General features: G+C 49.7%; 20 protein-coding genes. 18 read left to right on the top strand and 2 right to left on the bottom strand.

The features are described from left to right. The first annotated feature begins 42 nt into the window (after positions 1-42). The 18 genes from cheY (at position 43) to AC6R0S_RS16405 (ending at position 15,675) form a co-directional block, all read left to right on the top strand. Positions 43-411 (top strand): chemotaxis response regulator CheY, encoded by a 369-nt coding sequence (gene cheY, locus AC6R0S_RS16490; protein ID WP_017635949.1) that lies wholly within the window; start codon positions 43-45, stop codon positions 409-411. Positions 412-452: 41 nt separating this feature from the next. Further along, a complete protein-coding gene (locus AC6R0S_RS16485; RefSeq protein WP_500625771.1) occupies positions 453-1,172 on the top strand; it encodes a protein phosphatase CheZ in 720 nt (239 codons plus the stop codon). A gap of 9 nt (positions 1,173-1,181) precedes the next feature. After that, positions 1,182-3,425, top strand: coding sequence for a chemotaxis protein CheA (locus AC6R0S_RS16480; protein WP_500631875.1), 2,244 nt, complete (start codon positions 1,182-1,184; stop codon positions 3,423-3,425). Between the two features lie 24 nt (positions 3,426-3,449). Continuing rightward, positions 3,450-4,586: a protein-glutamate methylesterase/protein-glutamine glutaminase gene (locus AC6R0S_RS16475; protein WP_500638386.1), complete on the top strand. Its 1,137-nt coding sequence runs from the start codon at positions 3,450-3,452 to the stop codon at positions 4,584-4,586. A 10-nt stretch (positions 4,587-4,596) separates the two neighbouring features. Continuing rightward, the gene (locus AC6R0S_RS16470; RefSeq protein ID WP_487903592.1) at positions 4,597-5,373 is read left to right on the top strand and encodes a ParA family protein; all 777 of its coding nucleotides are present in this window, start codon (positions 4,597-4,599) and stop codon (positions 5,371-5,373) included. Next, positions 5,366-6,457 (top strand): chemotaxis protein CheW, encoded by a 1,092-nt coding sequence (locus tag AC6R0S_RS16465; protein ID WP_500638385.1) that lies wholly within the window; start codon positions 5,366-5,368, stop codon positions 6,455-6,457. The genes AC6R0S_RS16470 and AC6R0S_RS16465 overlap by 8 nt, the downstream gene beginning before the upstream one ends. A gap of 37 nt (positions 6,458-6,494) precedes the next feature. Beyond that, positions 6,495-6,989 carry a chemotaxis protein CheW gene (locus AC6R0S_RS16460; RefSeq protein WP_006959436.1) on the top strand — a complete coding sequence of 165 codons (495 nt, stop codon included), beginning with the start codon at positions 6,495-6,497 and terminating at the stop codon, positions 6,987-6,989. Further along, positions 6,989-7,477, top strand: a complete 489-nt coding sequence (locus AC6R0S_RS16455; RefSeq protein ID WP_500628700.1) for a DUF2802 domain-containing protein — start codon at positions 6,989-6,991, stop codon at positions 7,475-7,477. The genes AC6R0S_RS16460 and AC6R0S_RS16455 overlap by 1 nt, the downstream gene beginning before the upstream one ends. Positions 7,478-7,729: 252 nt before the next feature. Continuing rightward, complete coding sequence (gene ccmA, locus AC6R0S_RS16450; protein ID WP_500625776.1) at positions 7,730-8,350, top strand: cytochrome c biogenesis heme-transporting ATPase CcmA; 621 nt, start codon at positions 7,730-7,732, stop codon at positions 8,348-8,350. A 2-nt stretch (positions 8,351-8,352) separates the two neighbouring features. Further along, a complete protein-coding gene (ccmB, locus tag AC6R0S_RS16445; protein ID WP_500638384.1) occupies positions 8,353-9,021 on the top strand; it encodes a heme exporter protein CcmB in 669 nt (222 codons plus the stop codon). A 147-nt stretch (positions 9,022-9,168) separates the two neighbouring features. Continuing rightward, entirely contained in the window at positions 9,169-9,936 is a 768-nt protein-coding gene (locus tag AC6R0S_RS16440; protein WP_500638383.1) for a heme ABC transporter permease, read from the top strand. Positions 9,937-9,938: 2 nt separating this feature from the next. Continuing rightward, complete coding sequence (gene ccmD / locus AC6R0S_RS16435; RefSeq protein WP_334551093.1) at positions 9,939-10,145, top strand: heme exporter protein CcmD; 207 nt, start codon at positions 9,939-9,941, stop codon at positions 10,143-10,145. Beyond that, complete coding sequence (gene ccmE, locus AC6R0S_RS16430; RefSeq protein WP_334551092.1) at positions 10,142-10,627, top strand: cytochrome c maturation protein CcmE; 486 nt, start codon at positions 10,142-10,144, stop codon at positions 10,625-10,627. The genes ccmD and ccmE overlap by 4 nt, the downstream gene beginning before the upstream one ends. Continuing rightward, positions 10,624-12,582: a heme lyase CcmF/NrfE family subunit gene (locus tag AC6R0S_RS16425; RefSeq protein ID WP_500638382.1), complete on the top strand. Its 1,959-nt coding sequence runs from the start codon at positions 10,624-10,626 to the stop codon at positions 12,580-12,582. Before ccmE ends, AC6R0S_RS16425 begins: the two co-directional genes overlap by 4 nt. Next, positions 12,579-13,133, top strand: a complete 555-nt coding sequence (locus AC6R0S_RS16420) for a DsbE family thiol:disulfide interchange protein (protein ID WP_487903597.1) — start codon at positions 12,579-12,581, stop codon at positions 13,131-13,133. Before AC6R0S_RS16425 ends, AC6R0S_RS16420 begins: the two co-directional genes overlap by 4 nt. Beyond that, positions 13,130-13,636, top strand: a complete 507-nt coding sequence (locus tag AC6R0S_RS16415) for a cytochrome c-type biogenesis protein (RefSeq protein WP_500638381.1) — start codon at positions 13,130-13,132, stop codon at positions 13,634-13,636. The genes AC6R0S_RS16420 and AC6R0S_RS16415 overlap by 4 nt, the downstream gene beginning before the upstream one ends. Further along, complete coding sequence (ccmI, locus tag AC6R0S_RS16410) at positions 13,633-14,850, top strand: c-type cytochrome biogenesis protein CcmI (protein WP_500638380.1); 1,218 nt, start codon at positions 13,633-13,635, stop codon at positions 14,848-14,850. Before AC6R0S_RS16415 ends, ccmI begins: the two co-directional genes overlap by 4 nt. Positions 14,851-14,916: 66 nt before the next feature. After that, positions 14,917-15,675 (top strand): MlaA family lipoprotein, encoded by a 759-nt coding sequence (locus tag AC6R0S_RS16405; protein WP_500625782.1) that lies wholly within the window; start codon positions 14,917-14,919, stop codon positions 15,673-15,675. A gap of 81 nt (positions 15,676-15,756) precedes the next feature. On the opposite strand, the gene AC6R0S_RS16400 is transcribed toward AC6R0S_RS16405, so the two are convergent. Together AC6R0S_RS16400 and AC6R0S_RS16395 are read right to left on the bottom strand one after the other, a co-directional pair. Continuing rightward, positions 15,757-17,037 carry an outer membrane protein transport protein gene (locus AC6R0S_RS16400; protein WP_500638379.1) on the bottom strand — a complete coding sequence of 427 codons (1,281 nt, stop codon included), beginning with the start codon at positions 17,035-17,037 and terminating at the stop codon, positions 15,757-15,759. A gap of 298 nt (positions 17,038-17,335) precedes the next feature. Further along, positions 17,336-18,640 carry an outer membrane protein transport protein gene (locus AC6R0S_RS16395; RefSeq protein WP_500638378.1) on the bottom strand — a complete coding sequence of 435 codons (1,305 nt, stop codon included), beginning with the start codon at positions 18,638-18,640 and terminating at the stop codon, positions 17,336-17,338. Between the last annotated feature and the right edge of the window lie 52 nt (positions 18,641-18,692).

The following is an 18,692-nucleotide window of genomic DNA, read 5'->3' as shown; positions in this document are numbered from 1 at the left end:
TCACTGATATCAAACTCAGTGGAGGCAATTTTGAATAAAAACATGAAAATCCTAATTGTTGATGACTTTTCAACAATGCGCCGAATCGTTAAGAACTTACTTCGTGACTTGGGTTTTAATAACACTCAAGAAGCCGACGATGGTTTGACTGCGTTACCTATGCTGAAAAAAGGTGATTTCGACTTTGTCGTGACCGACTGGAACATGCCAGGCATGCAAGGTATTGACCTACTCAAACACATTCGCGCCGATGCTGAGCTTAAGCACCTTCCTGTTTTGATGATTACTGCGGAAGCAAAGCGTGAACAGATCATTGAGGCGGCACAAGCGGGTGTGAACGGCTACATCGTTAAGCCATTTACCGCGGCAACACTAAAAGAAAAACTAGACAAAATTTTTGAGCGTTTATAAGTCAAGGAATTGACGACGTGGCGCAATAGGCCAAATTCAGAATGATTTCATTAGAACAGGCAAAACAACTTGTCGAACTATTAGAAAACGGTCAACAGCAGGAAGCAGACCTTCTTGTTAAAGACATTCATGAATCAAATGCCAATCCGATGCTTCAAGAGATTGGCGAGTTAACCCGTGATCTGCACGAGTCTATCAAGCAGTTTACGCTCAGCGAACGAGTTAACGAAATCGCGAATGACGAAATTCCTGATGCAAGGGATCGCCTCCAATACGTCATTGACAAGACAGAAGTCGCCGCGAACAAAACCATGGATGCCGTCGACCGTTGTATGCCGATTGCAGACAATCTGCACGAAGGGCTACTGAAGGTACGTCCTCAGTGGAACGAATTGATGCACGGGCGCATTGACCTTGCAGAGTTCAAAGCCTTGTGCCACCGCATTGATGACCTGCTCGGTCAAGTCGAAGGCGACAGTTCAGAGTTACGCGGTCAGTTGACGGAAATACTGATGGCTCAAGATTTCCAAGATTTGACCGGACAAATTATTAGACGCGTGATTACTTTGGTTAGTGAAGTTGAAGCACGATTAGTTGAGATTCTCACTGCGTTTGGCGCAAGCCAGTTGGAAGGCAGCACAGATAACAAGAATAAAGCATCTACGGATCCGGAAGGGCCAATCCTTAACCCTCATGAAAGGGATGATGCCGTTTCATCACAAGACGAAGTGGACGACTTGCTCTCTAGTCTTGGGTTTTAGAGGTAACATATGAGCTTTGATTTAGACGAAGATATTCTTCAGGACTTTTTGGTAGAAGCGGGTGAGATTCTAGAACTACTGTCTGAGCAGTTGGTAGAATTGGAAAACAACCCAGATGACAGAGATTTGCTCAACGCCATTTTCCGTGGTTTCCACACGGTGAAAGGGGGCGCAGGGTTTCTCTCTTTGACTGAGCTTGTTGACACATGTCACGGCGCAGAGAATGTGTTTGATACGCTGCGTAATGGCCAGCGTCAGGTCGATTCTGGCTTGATGGATACCATGCTGCAAGCACTCGACACCGTCAATGAACAGTTTCAGGCTGTCCAAGACAGAGACCCGTTAACGCCTGCTGACCCTGCGCTTCTTGAGGAACTTCATCGTCTAAGCAAACCGGCTTCAGAAGATGAGGTGCCCCAAGCCGAAGCGCCCGTTGAGCCTGAGCCTGTCGTCGAAGAGCCGGTTGTGGTCGAAGAACCTGTAGTCGAAGAACCTATCGGGGAAGCGCCAACTGCAGATGCAGCCCCGTCAGGTTCTGGCGGTTCTATCGACGAAATCACCCAAGACGAATTTGAAAAGCTACTTGATGAGCTTCACGGCAAGGGTAGTGCACCCGGTAAAGAAGCCGAAGCGCAGTCATCAGCTGCTCCAGCGCCAAGTGCAGACATGAGCGGTGATATCACCGATGATGAATTTGAAAAGCTGCTTGATGAACTTCACGGGGTCGGCAAAGGACCAGGTGAAAATGAAGCGGCAGCGGCGTCTGCTCCGCCGCCACCTCCACCACCGAGCCCTGCGGCTGGTGATGGCGATTTAATGACTGATGAAGAGTTCGAGAAGCTGTTGGACAACCTGCATGGTGCAGGTAAAGGTCCATCAGTGGAAGAACTCGAAGCGGCCACGAAGCCAGTGCCACCTAAACCTGCTGCGACGCCATCTTCTGCACCAAGTCAACCGGCTCCAGCGGCGGCTCCGAAAGCGCAGCCTGCTGCAAAACCAGCCCCTGCCGAGAAGGCAGAGGCAGCGCCACCTCCAGCGAAGAAAGAGGCGTCTGCTCCGGCCAAGAAACCTCAAGCGGAAGCCACGGTCCGTGTGGATACTTCAACCCTCGATGTCATCATGAACATGGTGGGCGAGCTAGTGTTGGTGCGAAACCGCTTACTCAGTTTGGGGCTTAATAGCAACGATGAAGAGATGTCTAAAGCGGTCGCAAACCTAGACGTTGTCACTGCGGACTTGCAAGGCGCGGTCATGAAAACGCGCATGCAGCCGATTAAGAAAGTGTTTGGACGTTTCCCGCGAGTAGTTCGAGACTTGGCGCGTAGCCTGAACAAAGACATCACGCTGGAAATGCGCGGTGAAGAGACAGACTTAGATAAAAACCTAGTTGAGGCGCTTGCCGATCCATTGATCCACTTGGTTCGAAACTCGGTGGATCACGGTGTAGAAATGCCCGACGATCGCGTTGCCGCTGGCAAGCCGCGCACGGGTAAAGTGATTCTGTCTGCCTCGCAAGAAGGTGATCATATTGAACTGGCTATTGTCGATGACGGTGGCGGTATGGACCCAGATAAGCTCCGTGCGATTGCCGTTAAACGTGGCATGATGGATGAAGACGCAGCGTCTCGCCTCACAGACAAAGAGTGTTTCAACCTGATCTTCATGCCAGGTTTCTCAAGTAAAGAGAAGATTTCTGACATCTCTGGTCGCGGTGTGGGTATGGACGTGGTGAAAACGGCCATCAATACCTTAAACGGCTCGATCGATATTGACTCAGAGCTCGGTAAAGGCACCAAGATTACGATCAAAGTACCTCTGACACTGGCGATTTTGCCAACCTTGATGGTTGGGGTGGCCGGGCATCCATTTGCGTTGCCTTTGGCAAGTGTCAACGAGATCTTCCATTTGGATTTGAGCCGCACTAACGTCGTCGACGGCCAATTGACCATCATCGTTCGAGACAAATCCATTCCGCTATTCTATCTGCAAAACTGGCTAGCGCCGAGTGCGGGGAAAGTCGAGCTACGTAAAGGGCATGGTCATGTGGTTATCGTTCAACTAGGAAGCCAGCGTGTTGGCTTTGTTGTGGATACCTTGATTGGACAAGAAGAAGTCGTCATCAAGCCGCTTGATAAGTTGTTGCAAGGGACGCCGGGTATGGCGGGGGCAACGATTACCAGTGATGGTCACATTGCTTTGATTCTTGATGTGCCTGATCTGCTGAAACAGTACGCAGCGGCATCACGCATCTAACGGTGCGTAAATAGAAGGATTTATATGGCAATCAAAGTATTAGTTGTTGACGATTCGAGCTTCTTTCGCCGTCGTGTTAGCGAGATCATTAACTCTGAGCCTAAGCTTGAAGTGATGGATGTCGCAACCAACGGCAAAGAGGCGGTGCAAAAAGCACTGTCGCTTAAGCCTGACGTCATCACTATGGACATCGAAATGCCTATTATGGACGGCATCACTGCCGTCCGCGAAATTATGGCGCAAAGTCCTGTTCCGATTTTGATGTTTTCATCATTGACACACGATGGTGCGAAAGCGACCCTCGATGCGCTGGAAGCCGGAGCGTTGGACTTTTTGCCGAAAAAGTTTGAAGACATCGCGCGCAATCGAGATGAAGCGGTGACGTTACTGCAACAAAGAGTGTTGCAAATCGCTTCGCGTCGAACCTTTATGCGCCGTCCGGTGGCAAAACCGGCGACGCCCGCGCCAAGAAGTACGCCGACCTCATCTGCGCTTCGAACGACCTCAACAGCAAGAACGGCACCAAGCGCCGCCACACCGTCGCGTCCGGCGGTGAATGCGACGCGCTTTAAAGCCAGTGGTAAAAAATATCAGTTAACGGCTATCGGAACCTCCACCGGTGGCCCGGTCGCCTTGCAAAAAATTCTCACCAAATTGCCTGCAAACTATCCGCATCCTATTGTGCTTATTCAGCATATGCCTGCGACGTTTACCGCGGCGTTTGCTAGTCGCTTAAACTCGCTGTGTAAAATCACCGTAAAAGAAGCAGAAGATGGCGATATGCTAAGACCAGGTGTGGCGTATCTCGCTCCAGGTGGCATGCAGATGATGATTGATGGCCGCCCAGGCAGCGCTAAATTGCGTGTGATTGATGGCGGTGAGCGGATGAACTACAAACCTTGTGTCGACGTCACCTTTGGCAGTGCAGCCAAAGTGTATGGTGACCAAGTGTTGTCGATGGTACTGACGGGTATGGGGGCGGATGGTCGTGAAGGCGCACGAATGCTGAAAAATGCCGGCGCAACGATTTGGGCGCAGGATGAAGAGAGCTGTGTGGTGTATGGCATGCCTCAAGCTGTGGCTAAAGCCGGACTCTCCAGTGAAGATCTACCTCTAGACCGCATTTCAGAGCGAATGTTGGTTGAGCTTGGACTCGCGTAGAGGTGGCGACATGATAGTTTGGAGTATTGCAAACCAAAAAGGCGGCGTAGGCAAAACCACCACCACCATTACGCTGGCGGGCTTATTAAGCCAGCAAGGTAAACGGGTGTTATTGGTCGATACCGATCCGCATGCCTCTTTGACGACCTATCTTGGTTATGATTCCGACAGCGTACCTGCCAGTTTGTTTGATCTTTTTCAGCTCAAGGATTATACCCCAAGCACCGTCAACCCTTTGATCATGAACTCGGACATTGAAGGCATTGATCTGATTCCGGCGCACATGTCTTTAGCGACGCTAGATCGCGTGATGGGTAATCGCAGCGGTATGGGGTTGATTCTAAAGCGCGCCTTGCTCGCGATTCGAGATCAATACGATTATGTGTTGATTGATTGCCCACCTATCTTAGGGGTGATGATGGTCAATGCTTTGGCGGCGAGCGATCGAATTTTGATTCCGGTTCAGACCGAGTTTTTGGCCATGAAAGGCTTAGAGCGCATGGTTCGCACGTTGGCGATCATGCAGAAGTCTCGTAATCGTGCATTCAAAGTGACGATAGTCCCCACCATGTACGACAAGCGGACTCGCGCGTCGCTGCAAACCCTGCAGCAGCTTAAGAAAGATTACCCGAATCAGGTGTGGTCTTCGGCCATTCCGATTGATACCAAATTTCGTGATGCGAGCTTAAAGCATTTACCTGTCTCACACTTTGCGGCAGGCAGTCGCGGTGTGTTTGCCTACAAGCAGCTGTTGATTCATTTAGAGAGGTTAGCGCTCAATGAGTAACAACGCGTTGCTGTCAGGTGAACAGGCACTGGATGATTATTTTGCCGCTTTGCTCGACGAAGAGGTGGAGCTAGAAGAGACTCAGGTCGCCGCGCCACAAGATGAATCGTCGGACACAGTCGAGCCAATGCATTCGGTTGAAATGTCATGGGAGCCAGAGCCACAAGTGCAGCCCGTGGCTGAAAACAGCTACATCTTACAGTCGACGGTCGATTTGGAAGTGCCCAATCTTGAAGACGTAGAAAGGCTGCTCAAACAGCTCGAGTCGACGAATCCTGTTGCTGACTTACAATTAGAAGAGGTCATGGAGCAGAATACGGCGGCGATTGCTCAGGTTGAACCTGACATTGTGAAGCCAGAAGTCGAAGAGATTCAAGATTGGGTGATCGATGAACCCCTAGCCCCAACACAAGAGGCGGAGGCGTTCGTCGAAGAGGACGTTGCGACGTTCGAACCGTCGCTGACTGAGGTGGTCGATGAGGCGCCCATCGCTGAGTTTTCTGCCGCAGAGATGCCGATTGCTGAAGTACCTATTGCTGAAGTGGACCCGCATATTGAATCCACGGTCGAGGTGCAGAGCGAACTCGAGACATCCAGTGGCAATGCGCTAGACAGCTGGCAAAGTACCGAGCGTCACGTATCGTTTCAGGTACTCTACTTTGAGGTGAATGGCGTGACCTTTGCGGTGCCACTCGATGAGCTTGGCGGCATTCACCGTATTGGCGATCTGAATCATTTAATTGGTCGACCAAGTTGGTATTTGGGTCTACAAACCAATCGGGATTCTCAGCTTGATGTGGTGGATACCGCGAAATGGGTGATGGCCGAAAAGCTGAAAGATGATAGCCATAAAGACGAATATCAATACATTGTCATGCTTGGTGAGAGCCTTTGGGGACTAGCAAGCACGCAATTGCTGGGTACTGAGTCGCTCAGCCCTGAAAAGGTCCGCTGGCGTGTGACTGCCGGGAAGCGTCCGTGGCTTGCGGGTATGGTAAAAGAAAAAATGTGTGCTTTGGTTCACGTTGAGGCATTGATAGCTATGCTTAATGCAGGACTTGATGTTAAAGCACTAGATAAATAAGTTCATTTAAGGCCAATTTGGGCAGAGAGGAATAGGTATGTCTCAAACGAATGAAGTCGAAGTAAGAAAAGACCAGTCCAATGACGAAGTACTTCAGTGGGTGACGTTCCAACTAGAAGAAGAAACTTACGGTATTAACGTAATGCAAGTGCGTGAAGTGCTGCGTTACACCGAAATCGCACCAGTACCGGGTGCGCCAGATTATGTACTGGGTATTATCAACCTTCGTGGTAACGTCGTCACTGTCATCGATACGCGTTCACGTTTTGGTCTCATGGAAGGTGAGATCACTGACAACACTCGTATCATTGTGATTGAGTCTGAGCACCAAGTGATCGGTATTCTGGTTGATAGTGTGGCTGAAGTGGTTTACCTCCGTTCTTCTGAAATCGATACAACTCCAAGTGTCGGCACTGACGAAAGCGCCAAGTTCATTCAGGGTGTGAGCAACCGTGATGGTAAGCTGCTTATCCTTGTGGACTTGAACAAGCTGTTGACTGACGAAGAATGGGATGAGATGGCTCACCTATAATGGATATCTTCGCTGTAGCTCCCGCACCTGTGTTAGCAGGGGCGGTAGCGTTCGTCTTTTTGTTTCTTTTGCTTGCGCTGTTTCGCCTCAAGCGAGGTCAAGTGAGAACGGCCGATCATTTTCGCCAGCAGCAACGGCATTTTGATAAAGAGCTGCAAAAGGCCAATAAGCAGCTTTTAGAAGTGCGCTCGGTTGTCGTTGGGCTTGGACAAAGGATCAGCGAGCAGCAGGACATCATTCAGCACCTCAATGAACGCGTGACAGAACTTGAGCAAGAGGACAGTGATGGGCGTCTCTATTCAAGAGCGACCAAAATGGTCCAACTCGGGGCTGATTTGGATGAGTTGATTGAGCAGTGTGAGCTTCCCAAGGCGGAAGCGGAGCTGATGATGTCATTACAGAAGAAATTAGCGGGAGAGGAGAAGATTCCTCCACTCCAGAGCACACCAAGACGTCAAGAGGCGCGCAAACGCCCGGTACGAAAGTGACATTATCAAATTAGCAGTGTCGCAAATATTGAGGATGCCCATTCAGGCATCCTTTTTTCTTTCACCCTATCCATAAGGGGTAGAGTGTGAAATTCACATCGCTGTAAATCACAATTTTCACGCCGAAAGCATAAACATAATCAACTATTAACAGAATCTTACGTAGTTTCGTGAGCCTAGGTCAGTGTTGGTAGTTTTGTCGTGAAAAGGCTGTGGTAAACTAGCGGCTCGAAAATGGTTGATTGGTCATACATGTTACAAGTCTCGCAACTGACGGCGATCCGAGATGAAAGAGTGTTGTTTGAATCGCTCTCTTTCGATATAGAGCCAGGTGAATTAGTACAAATTGAAGGGCGCAACGGCACCGGCAAAACGACGTTGCTGCGCATTATTACGGGTCTTGGTGACAAAGAGTGCGGAGACATTACTTGGCGTGGTGAATCTGTGCTTTCCAATCGTGAAGCTTTCCATCAAGACTTGCTGTTTCTCGGCCACCAGACCGGTATCAAGCGCGAACTCACCGCGTACGAAAATTTGCGTTTTTATCTGGGCCTGCACAGTCAGCAAGCGCTCACGAAAACCGATATCTATAACGCTCTGGTCAAAGTAGGATTGGCAGGGCGAGAGGATGTCCCCGTTGGGCAGCTGTCTGCGGGGCAGCAGCGGCGCGTAGCATTGGCAAGGTTGTGGCTCAGTGAACATAAATTGTGGATTCTAGATGAGCCTCTCACGGCCATCGATAAGCAAGGCGTCAAGGTGTTAGAAGCGCTCTTTCTGCAACATGCAGAGCAAGGGGGCATAGTGATTTTGACGACGCACCAAGACATGTTTGCCGACAATCCCATCCTTAGAAAAATTAAGTTAGGTGACTAGCCATGCTCGCAGCTATGAACACGATAATTCGCCGTGAGTTGCTGATCGCGTTTCGCCGTCAAGCGGATATTTTTAACCCATTGTGGTTCTTTATTATTGTCATCACGCTCTTTCCGCTCAGTATCGGGCCTGAGCCCAATTTGTTGGCTCGCATTGCTGCAGGCATCGTTTGGGTCGCGGCACTGTTGTCGGCGCTGCTCTCCTTAGAGCGCCTGTTTAGGGATGACTTTCAAGACGGTTCACTTGAGCAGATGATGCTGATGCCCATTCCATTGCCGCTGGTGGTGATGTCAAAGGTGTTCGCACACTGGCTGTTAACGGGGTTGCCGCTCATTCTGATTAGCCCGCTGCTCGCCATATTACTATCGCTGGATTTTAATACTTGGCTTGGTGTCGTGCTGACACTATTGATTGGTACACCCACGCTGAGCTTTGTTGGAGCGATAGGCGTTGCGCTGACCGTTGGTCTGCAGAAAGGTGGCGTGCTGCTGAGTTTATTGGTGCTGCCGCTCTATATACCTATTTTGATTTTTGCGACCTCCGCGATTGATGCGGCATCGCTTGGCATGGCGTATAACGGACAGTTAGCGATACTCGGTGCCATGCTGATGGGATCGATGACGTTAACGCCATTTGCGATCAGTGCAGCACTTAGGGTAAGCGTGACTTGATTGTTTTGAATCAAGCACGAAAAATTCCCTTTCTATACATGACATAATGGTCATAAATAAAAAACATAACGACAATAAATAAACCGACCGAATGACCCGTTGATGAATTTTGCGGGACGGTGCCCAGAAGTAAGAGTGAGTAAAACGATGTGGAAATGGCTCCATCCTTATGCCAAGCCAGAAGCCGCTTACCGATTGTGCGGTAAGTGCTTACCTTGGTTTTCCGTTTTAGCCTTGGTGTGTCTCGTCGCCGGAACCGTCTGGGGGCTGGCCTTTGCACCTTCTGACTACCAACAAGGCGACAGTTTTAGAATCATCTATATCCATGTACCCTCTGCGATCTGGTCGATGGGCGTCTACATGTCGATGGCGATTGCCGCGTTTATCGGATTGGTGTGGCAAGTCCGCTTATCAGATATGGCAGCCTCTGCGATGGCGCCAATTGGCGCGGTGTACACCTTCATTGCCCTATTCACGGGGGCCGTGTGGGGCAAGCCGATGTGGGGTACATGGTGGGTATGGGACGCTCGCCTAACATCCGAGCTGATTCTGTTGTTTCTCTACCTTGGCGTGATTGCTCTGTATCACGCGTTTGATGATCAAAAAACCGCCGCCAAAGCAGCCGGTATTTTAGCGATTGTTGGTGTGGTTAATTTGCCTATCATTCACTTCTCAGTGGAATGGTGGAACACCCTGCATCAGGGCGCCACCATTACCAAGTTCGAAAAGCCTTCTATCTCGGCGAACATGCTGTGGCCTTTACTCTTGAACATCTTTGGTTTTGCGTTCTTCTTTGCCAGCCTGACCATGGTTCGCTTGAGAAATGAAATTTTGGCTAAAGAGAGCCACCGCCCGTGGGTGGTTCAACTCGCCACAGAAGAATCCGCCACAGAAAAATCCAAGCAGGAGGCCTAACCATGCATTTTGATAGCTTAAGTGATTTTTGGGCAATGGGCGGTTATGCCGGCTATGTGTGGAGTGCGTTTGGAATCACGTTTTTGTCGATGTGGATACTCTGGGTGGTCAGTGTGAAGCGTGGCAAAGGCATCTTGCGCGATGTGAAAGCAAAAGTAGACCGCCAAGCACGAATCGAAGCGGCGAAAAATTTGGAGAACACCTTATGAACCCAAGACGTAAAAAGAGACTCAGTATTGTCCTCGCTATTTTTGTCGGCATCTCTGCGACCGTGGGTTTGATGCTCTATGCCCTAAACCAAAACATGGATCTTTTCTATACACCAACCGAGCTGGTCAATGGTAAGCCTGATGGCACCAAACCAGAAGTGGGTCAACGCCTTCGCATTGGTGGCATGGTGGTAGAAGGGTCAGTTAAGCGCGATCCGCAATCTTTGCGTGTGTCGTTTGACTTACATGATATCGGCCCGAAAGTGACCATTTACTACGATGGCATTTTGCCTGACCTATTTCGTGAGGGGCAAGGGATCGTGGCGCAAGGCGTACTAAAAAACGCGACCACCATTGAGGCGTTTGAAGTGTTAGCGAAGCACGACGAAGAGTATATGCCGCCTGAAGTGGCCGAAGCGATGAAGAAAACCCACGAACCGCTTCAGTACACTCAAGAGCAAAAACAAGGAAGTGACCAATGATTGCTGAGATTGGCCATTTTGCGCTGATTATTTCTCTCGCCATGGCAGTGCTCTTGAGCATTTTGCCACTGGTCGGTGCATCGCGTAACAATACGCTTTTGATGAACACTGCAAGACCACTCTCTTGGGGGATGTTCTTGCTGCTGTTGGTGTCGTTTGCCATCTTGTTGTGGGCGTTTTATACCAACGATTTCACTTTGAACTATGTGGCAAGCAACTCCAACACGCAATTGCCTTGGTACTATCGACTGACCGCGGTTTGGGGTGCCCATGAAGGATCATTGCTGCTGTGGGTTCTTATCCAAGCTGGGTGGACGGTTGCGGTGGCGAGCTTTAGTCGAGGTATGCCACAAGAATCGGTCGCACGCGTATTGGCGGTGATGGGCCTTATCACGGTAGGCTTTTTGCTGTTTATCATCGTCACCTCGAACCCATTTTTGCGTACATTGCCATACTTCCCAGTCGATGGCCGCGATTTAAACCCGTTACTGCAAGACCCGGGCTTGATCATTCACCCACCCATGCTCTACATGGGGTACGTAGGCTTTTCGGTTGCTTTCTCATTTGCGATCGCCTCACTGATGACCGGCCGACTTGATACGGCATGGGCGCGTTGGTCTCGTCCTTGGACAACCGCCGCTTGGCTCTTTCTCACACTGGGTATTGCGTTAGGCTCATGGTGGGCTTACTACGAGTTAGGTTGGGGAGGCTGGTGGTTCTGGGATCCAGTTGAAAACGCCTCTTTCATGCCTTGGCTTGCCGGTACTGCGCTGATGCACTCACTCGCTGTGACCGAAAAGCGCGGCACGTTCAAAGCGTGGACGGTGCTACTGGCCATATCGGCATTCTCGCTCAGCTTATTGGGCACCTTCTTAGTGCGCTCCGGCATTCTTGTCTCGGTGCACGCTTTCGCTTCCGATCCTTCGCGTGGGATGTTTATCCTTGGCTTCTTGGTGTTTGTCATCGGCGGCTCGCTGCTTTTGTTTGCGCTCAAAGGCGCGTCGGTTCGTGTGCGTGGCAACTTCGAGTTGGTATCACGCGAAAATGCGCTGTTGGTTAACAACGTGTTGCTGATTGCGGCGTTAGTGGTGGTGTTGGTTGGGACTTTATTGCCGCTCGTGCATAAGCAAATCGGGTTAGGCTCTGTCTCCATTGGTGCGCCATTCTTTGACATGCTGTTTGCTTGGTTGATGGTGCCGTTTGCCTTCTTCCTCGGTATTGGACCGCTGATCCGCTGGAAACGCGACAACCTCAAAACGGTCAAAGTGCCGATGCTCATCTCTGGCGTGGCTTCATTGTTGCTCGCTGCCTTGTTCACTGTATGGCTAGCCGATCAGTTCCTAGTGATGGCGTACATCGGCTGGGTGATGGCACTGTGGATCATCTTGCTGCATGGGTTTGAGCTCTACCAACGTGCGACGCACCGTCACACTTTCTGGAGCGGTGTGAAAAAACTTCAGCGCAGTCACTGGGCGATGATGTTGGGCCACGTCGGTCTTGCGGTTTCGATTATTGGTATCGCGATGGTGCAAAACTACAGTATCGAACGTGATGTCCGTTTGGCACCTGGCGAGCATTTCCAAATTCAAGGTTATGACTTCTATTTTGAAGGCTTACGAGACAAAGATGGCCCCAACTATGACGGCTATATTGCCGATTTTGAAATTACCCTCAACGGTAAATACATCAATACCTTACATGCGGAGAAACGCTTCTACCGCACGGCGCGCTCTATGATGACCGAAGCGGCGATCGATCGAGGGATAACGCGTGATCTCTATATCGCGATGGGCGAGCAACTCGACGACAACAAATCTTGGGCTGTGCGTATCTACTACAAACCGTTTGTGCGTTGGATTTGGGCGGGGGCTCTGTTGATGTCGCTCGGCGGCGCGATTGCCATCAGCGATAAGCGTTACCGATTTAGAAAGAATACCCAGCAGGAGGCATCATGAGTAAGAAGCTACTGTTTATTCCCTTGGTGGCCTTTTTGGGGCTGGTGAGCGTTTTTGCCACCCAGCTCATTAAAAACCAACACGGTGATGACCCTACAAAATTGGAGTCGGTCTTGGTCGGTAAAACGGTGCCAGAGTTTCGCTTAGAAGATCTAGCGGAACCCGGCAAACTGTACGATCAACAGATTTTTGTTGGCGAGCCTTTGCTACTCAATGTCTGGGCGACGTGGTGCCCTACGTGCTATGCCGAGCATCAGTATCTTAATGAGTTGGCTAGTCAAGGCGTTAAAATCATCGGACTGAACTACAAAGACGATCGCACTAAGGCAGTCGGCTGGCTCAATGATCTCGGTAACCCGTATCTCATCAGCCTGTTTGATGGCAATGGTATGTTGGGCCTAGATCTTGGTGTTTATGGCGCGCCAGAGACGTTCCTCATTGATGCAAATGGCGTGATTCAGTACCGCCATGTGGGTGATGTGAACGCACGCAACTGGGCAGAGAAGCTAGGGCCTATGTACCAACGTATGGTTGAGGAAGCAGTACAATGATTCGAAAGACCGTTTCCCCCTTTTGGCTTTTAACTTTGATGCTCATGACGGCATTGACGCTCTCAATGGCAGCGAAGGCGGCCATCGAGGTGTATGAATTTGAGACTCTCGAGCAAGAGCAGCAGTTTAAGGAGCTCGGGCACACCTTGCGCTGTCCGAAATGTCAAAACAACACCATTGCGGACTCTAACGCGGAACTTGCGGTCGATTTGCGCCAAAAAGTGTATGAAATGACCAAAGACGGCAAATCGAAGCAAGAGATTGTTGATTACATGATCGCGCGCTACGGCAATTTTGTGACTTACAAACCGCCGTTCACGCTGGCCACCTCGATTCTGTGGCTTGGCCCGCTGTGTGTGGTGGTGCTGGGCTTTGCGCTGATTGTTCTTCGCAGCAGAAAAAGCAAAGTAAAGAGTGTGCCCGACGAGCAATGGAGCGCCGATAAGGAAGCGCGACTGAAAGCCCTTCTAGATGAACAAAATGATGGAGATAAACACAAATGACACTATTTTGGGTAGCCTCAGTCATTTTAATCGTCATGAGCTGCTTGTTGGTTGCTTTGCCTTTCATTCGCCGCACAGAGAACCAAGATGTCCGTCTGCGTGACGAGCTCAATAAAGCGTTTTACAAAGACCGTCTCTCGGAACTCGCTGAAGAAACCGATGAAGGCTTGGTGGAGAACCAACAAGAGCTCATCGATGATCTTAAGCAATCCCTGCTTGATGACATCCCTGCCAAAGAGGGGGGCGCTGATAGCGCTACTATCAAGCCGGTCTGGGTGCTAGTGCCATCATTTGCGCTGGTCATTGCGCTCTCTTATGCGATGTATTTCCAGTTTGGTGGTGCCAATCAAGTCAACGAGTGGCAGCAAGTAAGTGCAAACTTGCCTGCGCTATCGAAAAAGCTCATGTCGCCGGAAGGCGCCAGCTTGAGCGACGACGAGATGAAAGACTTGACCTTGGCGCTGAGAACTCGCCTTCATTATCAACCGGATGATTCAACGGGCTGGTTGCTACTCGGTCGCATTGGCCTCGCTAATCGCGATGTGGATACGGCGATCGGTGCGATGAAAAAAGCCTATCGTCTAGAACCCGAGAACACCGATGTTCAACTGGGCTATGCTCAAGCCTTGATGCTCTCTCAAGATGAGTTTGATCAAAACCGCGCTCGTACCTTGCTCTCAGAGTTAGTTCAGCAAGAGTATGTGGACTTGCGTGTGTTCTCTTTGCTCGCGTTTGATGCTTACGAGCGTCAGGACTTCCCAGCGGCGATTCGTTATTGGGGCGTGATGCAGCAGATGATCGGCCCTGAGGATAGTCGCTATGAGATGCTCTCGCGCAGTATTGACAACGCGCGCAAGCAGATGGGGCAAGCGATAGGTAACGGTCAATCTGTGGCGGTGACGATTACGCTTGACCCTAGTGTACAAGCCGAACCGAATGCTTCGCTGATTGTGTCTGTGCACAGCGCCGATGGCGCGCCTATGCCAGTCGCAGCAGCGCGCTACCCTGTGGGGAGCTTCCCGCGCACTGTGGTGTTGGATGACAGCAACAGCATGTTGGAAGCACGTAAACTCTCATCGCTCGATGCGTTGATGGTGCGTGTGCGCATCGACAGCGATGGCAATGTTGCCACTAAAGCAGGGGACTGGTTTGGCGAGAGCGAAGCGGTTAAGATAGGGGAACCAGTTGAAGTGCTAATAGATAAGCAGTACTAATTCCCAATGCTTATGGATTAACAAAAAGCCGGTCACGACCGGCTTTTTTCATGGAAAGAGATAATAATGATAGATAAAACGTCTCGAACCGGACTGTTACTTTGCTCAGCGTTAGTGATGTCAGGGTGTGCTAGCCAGCCTGATGCTTCCTCGGCTTATGACGACTCTGGTCCGTACGATCCCATCGAAGGGTTTAACCGAACCATGTGGACCCTTAATTACGATTACTTAGATCCTTACTTGGTTCGACCCGTATCACTCGCCTACGTTGGTTATGTTCCGACGCCGATTCGTTCTGGTATCGGGAACTTCTTAGGCAACTTAGATGAGCCATCGAGCGTGATCAATAACCTTGTTATGGGCAATGGCGAAAAAGCGCTCGACCACTTTAATCGATTCCTGATCAACAGTACGCTGGGTTTGCTGGGTTTGATTGACGTGGCATCTGCGGCGGGTATCACCGACCATAACGAAAAAACGTTCAGTGATGCGGTGGGTCACTACGGGGTCGGAAATGGACCCTATGTCATGGTGCCCGGTTATGGCCCTTGGACAGTGCGAGAGACCGCCGATTTTGTCGACAGTGCTTACGTACCACTTTCGTTGCTGAATTTTTGGGGCGCGTTAGGTAAATGGGCCCTGGAAGGGATGGAAACCCGTGCAGCGCTGGTGAATCAAGAAGTGATGTTGGAAAACTCTCCTGACCCTTACGCACTGACGCGTGATGCGTATCTTCAACGCCAAGACTTTAACGCTGAGATAGAAAAAGAAGCGTTCAATGAGGAAGAAGAAGCCTATCTTGATGAATATCTACAAGATTTCTGACTACTTGACGTTGAGAAAGTAAAAGGGCTGGTCACTGACCAAGCCCTTTTCGTATAAAGGCGAAGTATTTAAGGGAATGCGTTAGAAGGTGTAGTTCGCTTGTACACCGACGATGATCACGTGCCCTGATGTTTCCCCCACAAACTGTCCAGCCAGTGCTTCCGCGGTGTCATCGGAATTGTAGCCGCGAGATTCGGTTATAGGCGCATCTTTCGCGAACACGTAAGTAAAGCCACCATCCAACGTGAACTGCTTGGTAAACGCGTAACTTGCGCCAACGCTCAGCCAAGTACGGTCTGTTTCTGGAATAGTGATGGTGCGGTTTTTGTCACTGACCGCTGACATGTCATACGCGACACCTGCTCGTAGCGCTAATTTCGGATCCCATTGGTAGGTCGTGCCCAGCGCAAAGCGGTAGTTGTCTTCCCAGTTTTCCACCTTGATGGTTTGCGATGGCAAGGTGTCTAAATCGGCGTAAAGTTGCTTGAATGAGCTCCAATCCGTCCAGTTTACACTGGCGTGAATCGCGACTTTTTCAGTCAGCTGGTGGAAGCTGGCGAGTTCAGCAGTGGCGGGCAACGTTAAATCAATAGAGCCTGTGCTGGTGGCAATTGCAGTACCAGTAAAGATGTTGGCTGAACCGGTAAGTTTGAGATCGACTGCCGATTTGTAGGCAAAGCCCACACGGTTACGCTCATCGATTTGCCAAGCGGCACCAAGTTGCCAACCCCAAGCAGTGTCATCGCCTTCCATATATTTGAGGGTCGTGCCTTGTGAAAGAGCGTAAGCATTATTTGTTGGCGCCGTTGCGCCAAAGCTTCCTTCACCCATCACGTAACGTAGACCACCACCGATGCTCACCGCATCATTGATTTGATATGCAGCATTCAGGTTGGCTTCCATCGAAATCACACTGGCTTCATTACCAAAGTGAGAAGCGGCGAAATCAGTGCCGAGATCGGTTTCCATGCCGTAGTTGGTGCCAAATGCGGCGCCAACAAAGAACTGCTCAGAATACTGGTGAGAAACGTAAAAGTTAGGGATAACCGCATCGTGAGCAAAGTCTTTACTGTTTGCAGGTATCTCGGTGCCATAAAAATTGGTTGTGCCACTCACATCCACATTCGGGTCCACATACACTGCACCTACAGAGAGCTGTGTCCCTTTTAGGTAAGTCAGCATGGCAGGGTTGCGCCATTGCGCACTGGCGTTGTCTGCCATCGCCGCTTCACCGGCGTACGCTCGACCTAGGCCTGTTGCGGAGTACTCGGCGAGCTGAAAGCCAGCCGCAGACACGTGTGTGGCGCTGGTCATCAGAGTGCCAGCCACTGCAAGAGAAAGAAGTGTTTTATTGGTTTTCATTTTTATGTTCGCTGATTGTCGTTGACTTTGGTCGTGTGATGATAAAGTTAGAGCAAAAACTTTAAAAATAAAAAACGAGCCATTGATGGTTTTTGGAATAAAAAACTAATCATTATAAAAATATATAGTTTAAATGTTGTTTGTTAATGGTGTGTTTCTAAAATTGAGCGTACATCTGTAGGGTCAATTGGAGGGTTCAGGTTACACGTGTAGCCTGAATGGGAAGTGAAGTGATTGAATGCAAAAATTAAAAAAGGCCGCGAGAGCGGCCTTTGAAGGTATAGCGTGTTCGCTGTGCTTAGAAGCTACGGCTGTATTGTAGGCCTAGTAGGATAGCGTCAGCTTTCGTCGTGCCAGTTACTTGTGTATAACCATAACCAGTTGGACTATCGCTGTTAGGTAGAACTAAAGTTTCCTTTACGTCTGTTTCTTTACCCATTAGGTAGGTAAAACCAAAATCAATATTGGAGCTAGAGTCAATATGATACGTGAAGCCTGTTGATAACCATTGTCTATCGGAATCAGGAACTGAAATCGATGTTAGTTCATCTTGAGCACTAGTGTCGTACATATAGCCCGCACGAAGAGTCCAATCAGAGTTAAGGTAATAAGTACCTCCTAAAGCGAAGTGCCAACCATCTTGCCATTTGTAGTCTTTGTTGTAAGTGGTGCTAACACCTGCGAGTTGTGACTGAGATACATCTAGGTTTTCAAAATCAATTTGGTCGAATTTACCCCAACCAATCCACTGCACGCTATAGTGGACAGCGAACTTAGTATCCTGGATCTTATGGAAACCAGAGAACTCCGCAATATCTGGAAGAGGTAAAGTTACTTCTTGACCGTAGTCATCTTCTGCAGAGAACTCTGGGCTGTAACGGTATGCAAACCCAAATCGATTGTTTTCATCAAGCTCATAAACAGTACCAACGTTAAAGCCTAGCGCCCATCCATCAGCTTTGTCTACGTTGAGTAAGTATGCGGCGCTGTTAGTGCCTGGGACTGCTCTTTTAAATGTACCTTGTCCATAAATGAGGTCCAAGCCAGCACCAAAACTCCACTGATCATTCAGTCTATAGGAACCCGCTAAGCCTAAATTGAAGCTTTTGACATCAGTTAAACCACCGTATTCAGACGCTGCATAGTCATCAGCAAACTCTGTTTTAGTACCAAAGTTTGTATACGCATTAACGCCCCAAGCGAATTTATCATTTACAGGCACGATCAAGTGGATGTTTGGTGCTATGGATGTGTCTCCAGCATCATCGTAGTTGGCTGATGTTGAGCTGGCTGATAGTGCGCCAGCTGTTGGAGAGTATGCGCCGCTTGTATATGTGGCGTCTTTCACTTCAATCATTGATGTGACGGTCTCGAAGCCCAGCGATAACTCTGTCTTGTCAAATAATGCCATTGTTGCGGAGTTGCGAGACATTGCTGCTGCGTTATCAGCAATAACCGCATCACCTGCGAATGCACGGCCAAGGCCCGTCGCTGATTGTGCGTTAAGTTGGAAACCGGCGGCCATCGCTTGCTGTGAAGCCATTGCCGTTGATGCGATAGTCACTGCTAGCAGTGATTTTTTAAACAGACGCGTCTTGTTCATTTGTGCTTTTTCCTTTTTGTTCGTCTCTTTCGGACGTTTTATTTGAGCAAAA

This window comes from Vibrio sp. R15-SG3-ISO1B (assembly GCF_059833835.1).
Note: the sequence above shows the minus strand (reverse complement) of the source record. Positions and strands in the feature narration are given on the sequence as shown.

Bases quoted from the DNA above. Each gene is read 5' to 3' on its own strand.
- cheY (WP_017635949.1), top strand. From the start codon at position 43: ATGAAAATCCTAATTGTTGATGACTTTTCAACAATGCGCCGAATCGTT.
- AC6R0S_RS16485 (WP_500625771.1), top strand. From the start codon at position 453: ATGATTTCATTAGAACAGGCAAAACAACTTGTCGAACTATTAGAAAAC.
- AC6R0S_RS16480 (WP_500631875.1), top strand. From the start codon at position 1,182: ATGAGCTTTGATTTAGACGAAGATATTCTTCAGGACTTTTTGGTAGAA.
- AC6R0S_RS16475 (WP_500638386.1), top strand. From the start codon at position 3,450: ATGGCAATCAAAGTATTAGTTGTTGACGATTCGAGCTTCTTTCGCCGT.
- AC6R0S_RS16470 (WP_487903592.1), top strand. From the start codon at position 4,597: ATGATAGTTTGGAGTATTGCAAACCAAAAAGGCGGCGTAGGCAAAACC.
- AC6R0S_RS16465 (WP_500638385.1), top strand. From the start codon at position 5,366: ATGAGTAACAACGCGTTGCTGTCAGGTGAACAGGCACTGGATGATTAT.
- AC6R0S_RS16460 (WP_006959436.1), top strand. From the start codon at position 6,495: ATGTCTCAAACGAATGAAGTCGAAGTAAGAAAAGACCAGTCCAATGAC.
- AC6R0S_RS16455 (WP_500628700.1), top strand. From the start codon at position 6,989: ATGGATATCTTCGCTGTAGCTCCCGCACCTGTGTTAGCAGGGGCGGTA.
- ccmA (WP_500625776.1), top strand. From the start codon at position 7,730: ATGTTACAAGTCTCGCAACTGACGGCGATCCGAGATGAAAGAGTGTTG.
- ccmB (WP_500638384.1), top strand. From the start codon at position 8,353: ATGCTCGCAGCTATGAACACGATAATTCGCCGTGAGTTGCTGATCGCG.
- AC6R0S_RS16440 (WP_500638383.1), top strand. From the start codon at position 9,169: ATGTGGAAATGGCTCCATCCTTATGCCAAGCCAGAAGCCGCTTACCGA.
- ccmD (WP_334551093.1), top strand. From the start codon at position 9,939: ATGCATTTTGATAGCTTAAGTGATTTTTGGGCAATGGGCGGTTATGCC.
- ccmE (WP_334551092.1), top strand. From the start codon at position 10,142: ATGAACCCAAGACGTAAAAAGAGACTCAGTATTGTCCTCGCTATTTTT.
- AC6R0S_RS16425 (WP_500638382.1), top strand. From the start codon at position 10,624: ATGATTGCTGAGATTGGCCATTTTGCGCTGATTATTTCTCTCGCCATG.
- AC6R0S_RS16420 (WP_487903597.1), top strand. From the start codon at position 12,579: ATGAGTAAGAAGCTACTGTTTATTCCCTTGGTGGCCTTTTTGGGGCTG.
- AC6R0S_RS16415 (WP_500638381.1), top strand. From the start codon at position 13,130: ATGATTCGAAAGACCGTTTCCCCCTTTTGGCTTTTAACTTTGATGCTC.
- ccmI (WP_500638380.1), top strand. From the start codon at position 13,633: ATGACACTATTTTGGGTAGCCTCAGTCATTTTAATCGTCATGAGCTGC.
- AC6R0S_RS16405 (WP_500625782.1), top strand. From the start codon at position 14,917: ATGATAGATAAAACGTCTCGAACCGGACTGTTACTTTGCTCAGCGTTA.
- AC6R0S_RS16400 (WP_500638379.1), bottom strand. From the start codon at position 17,037: ATGAAAACCAATAAAACACTTCTTTCTCTTGCAGTGGCTGGCACTCTG.
- AC6R0S_RS16395 (WP_500638378.1), bottom strand. From the start codon at position 18,640: ATGAACAAGACGCGTCTGTTTAAAAAATCACTGCTAGCAGTGACTATC.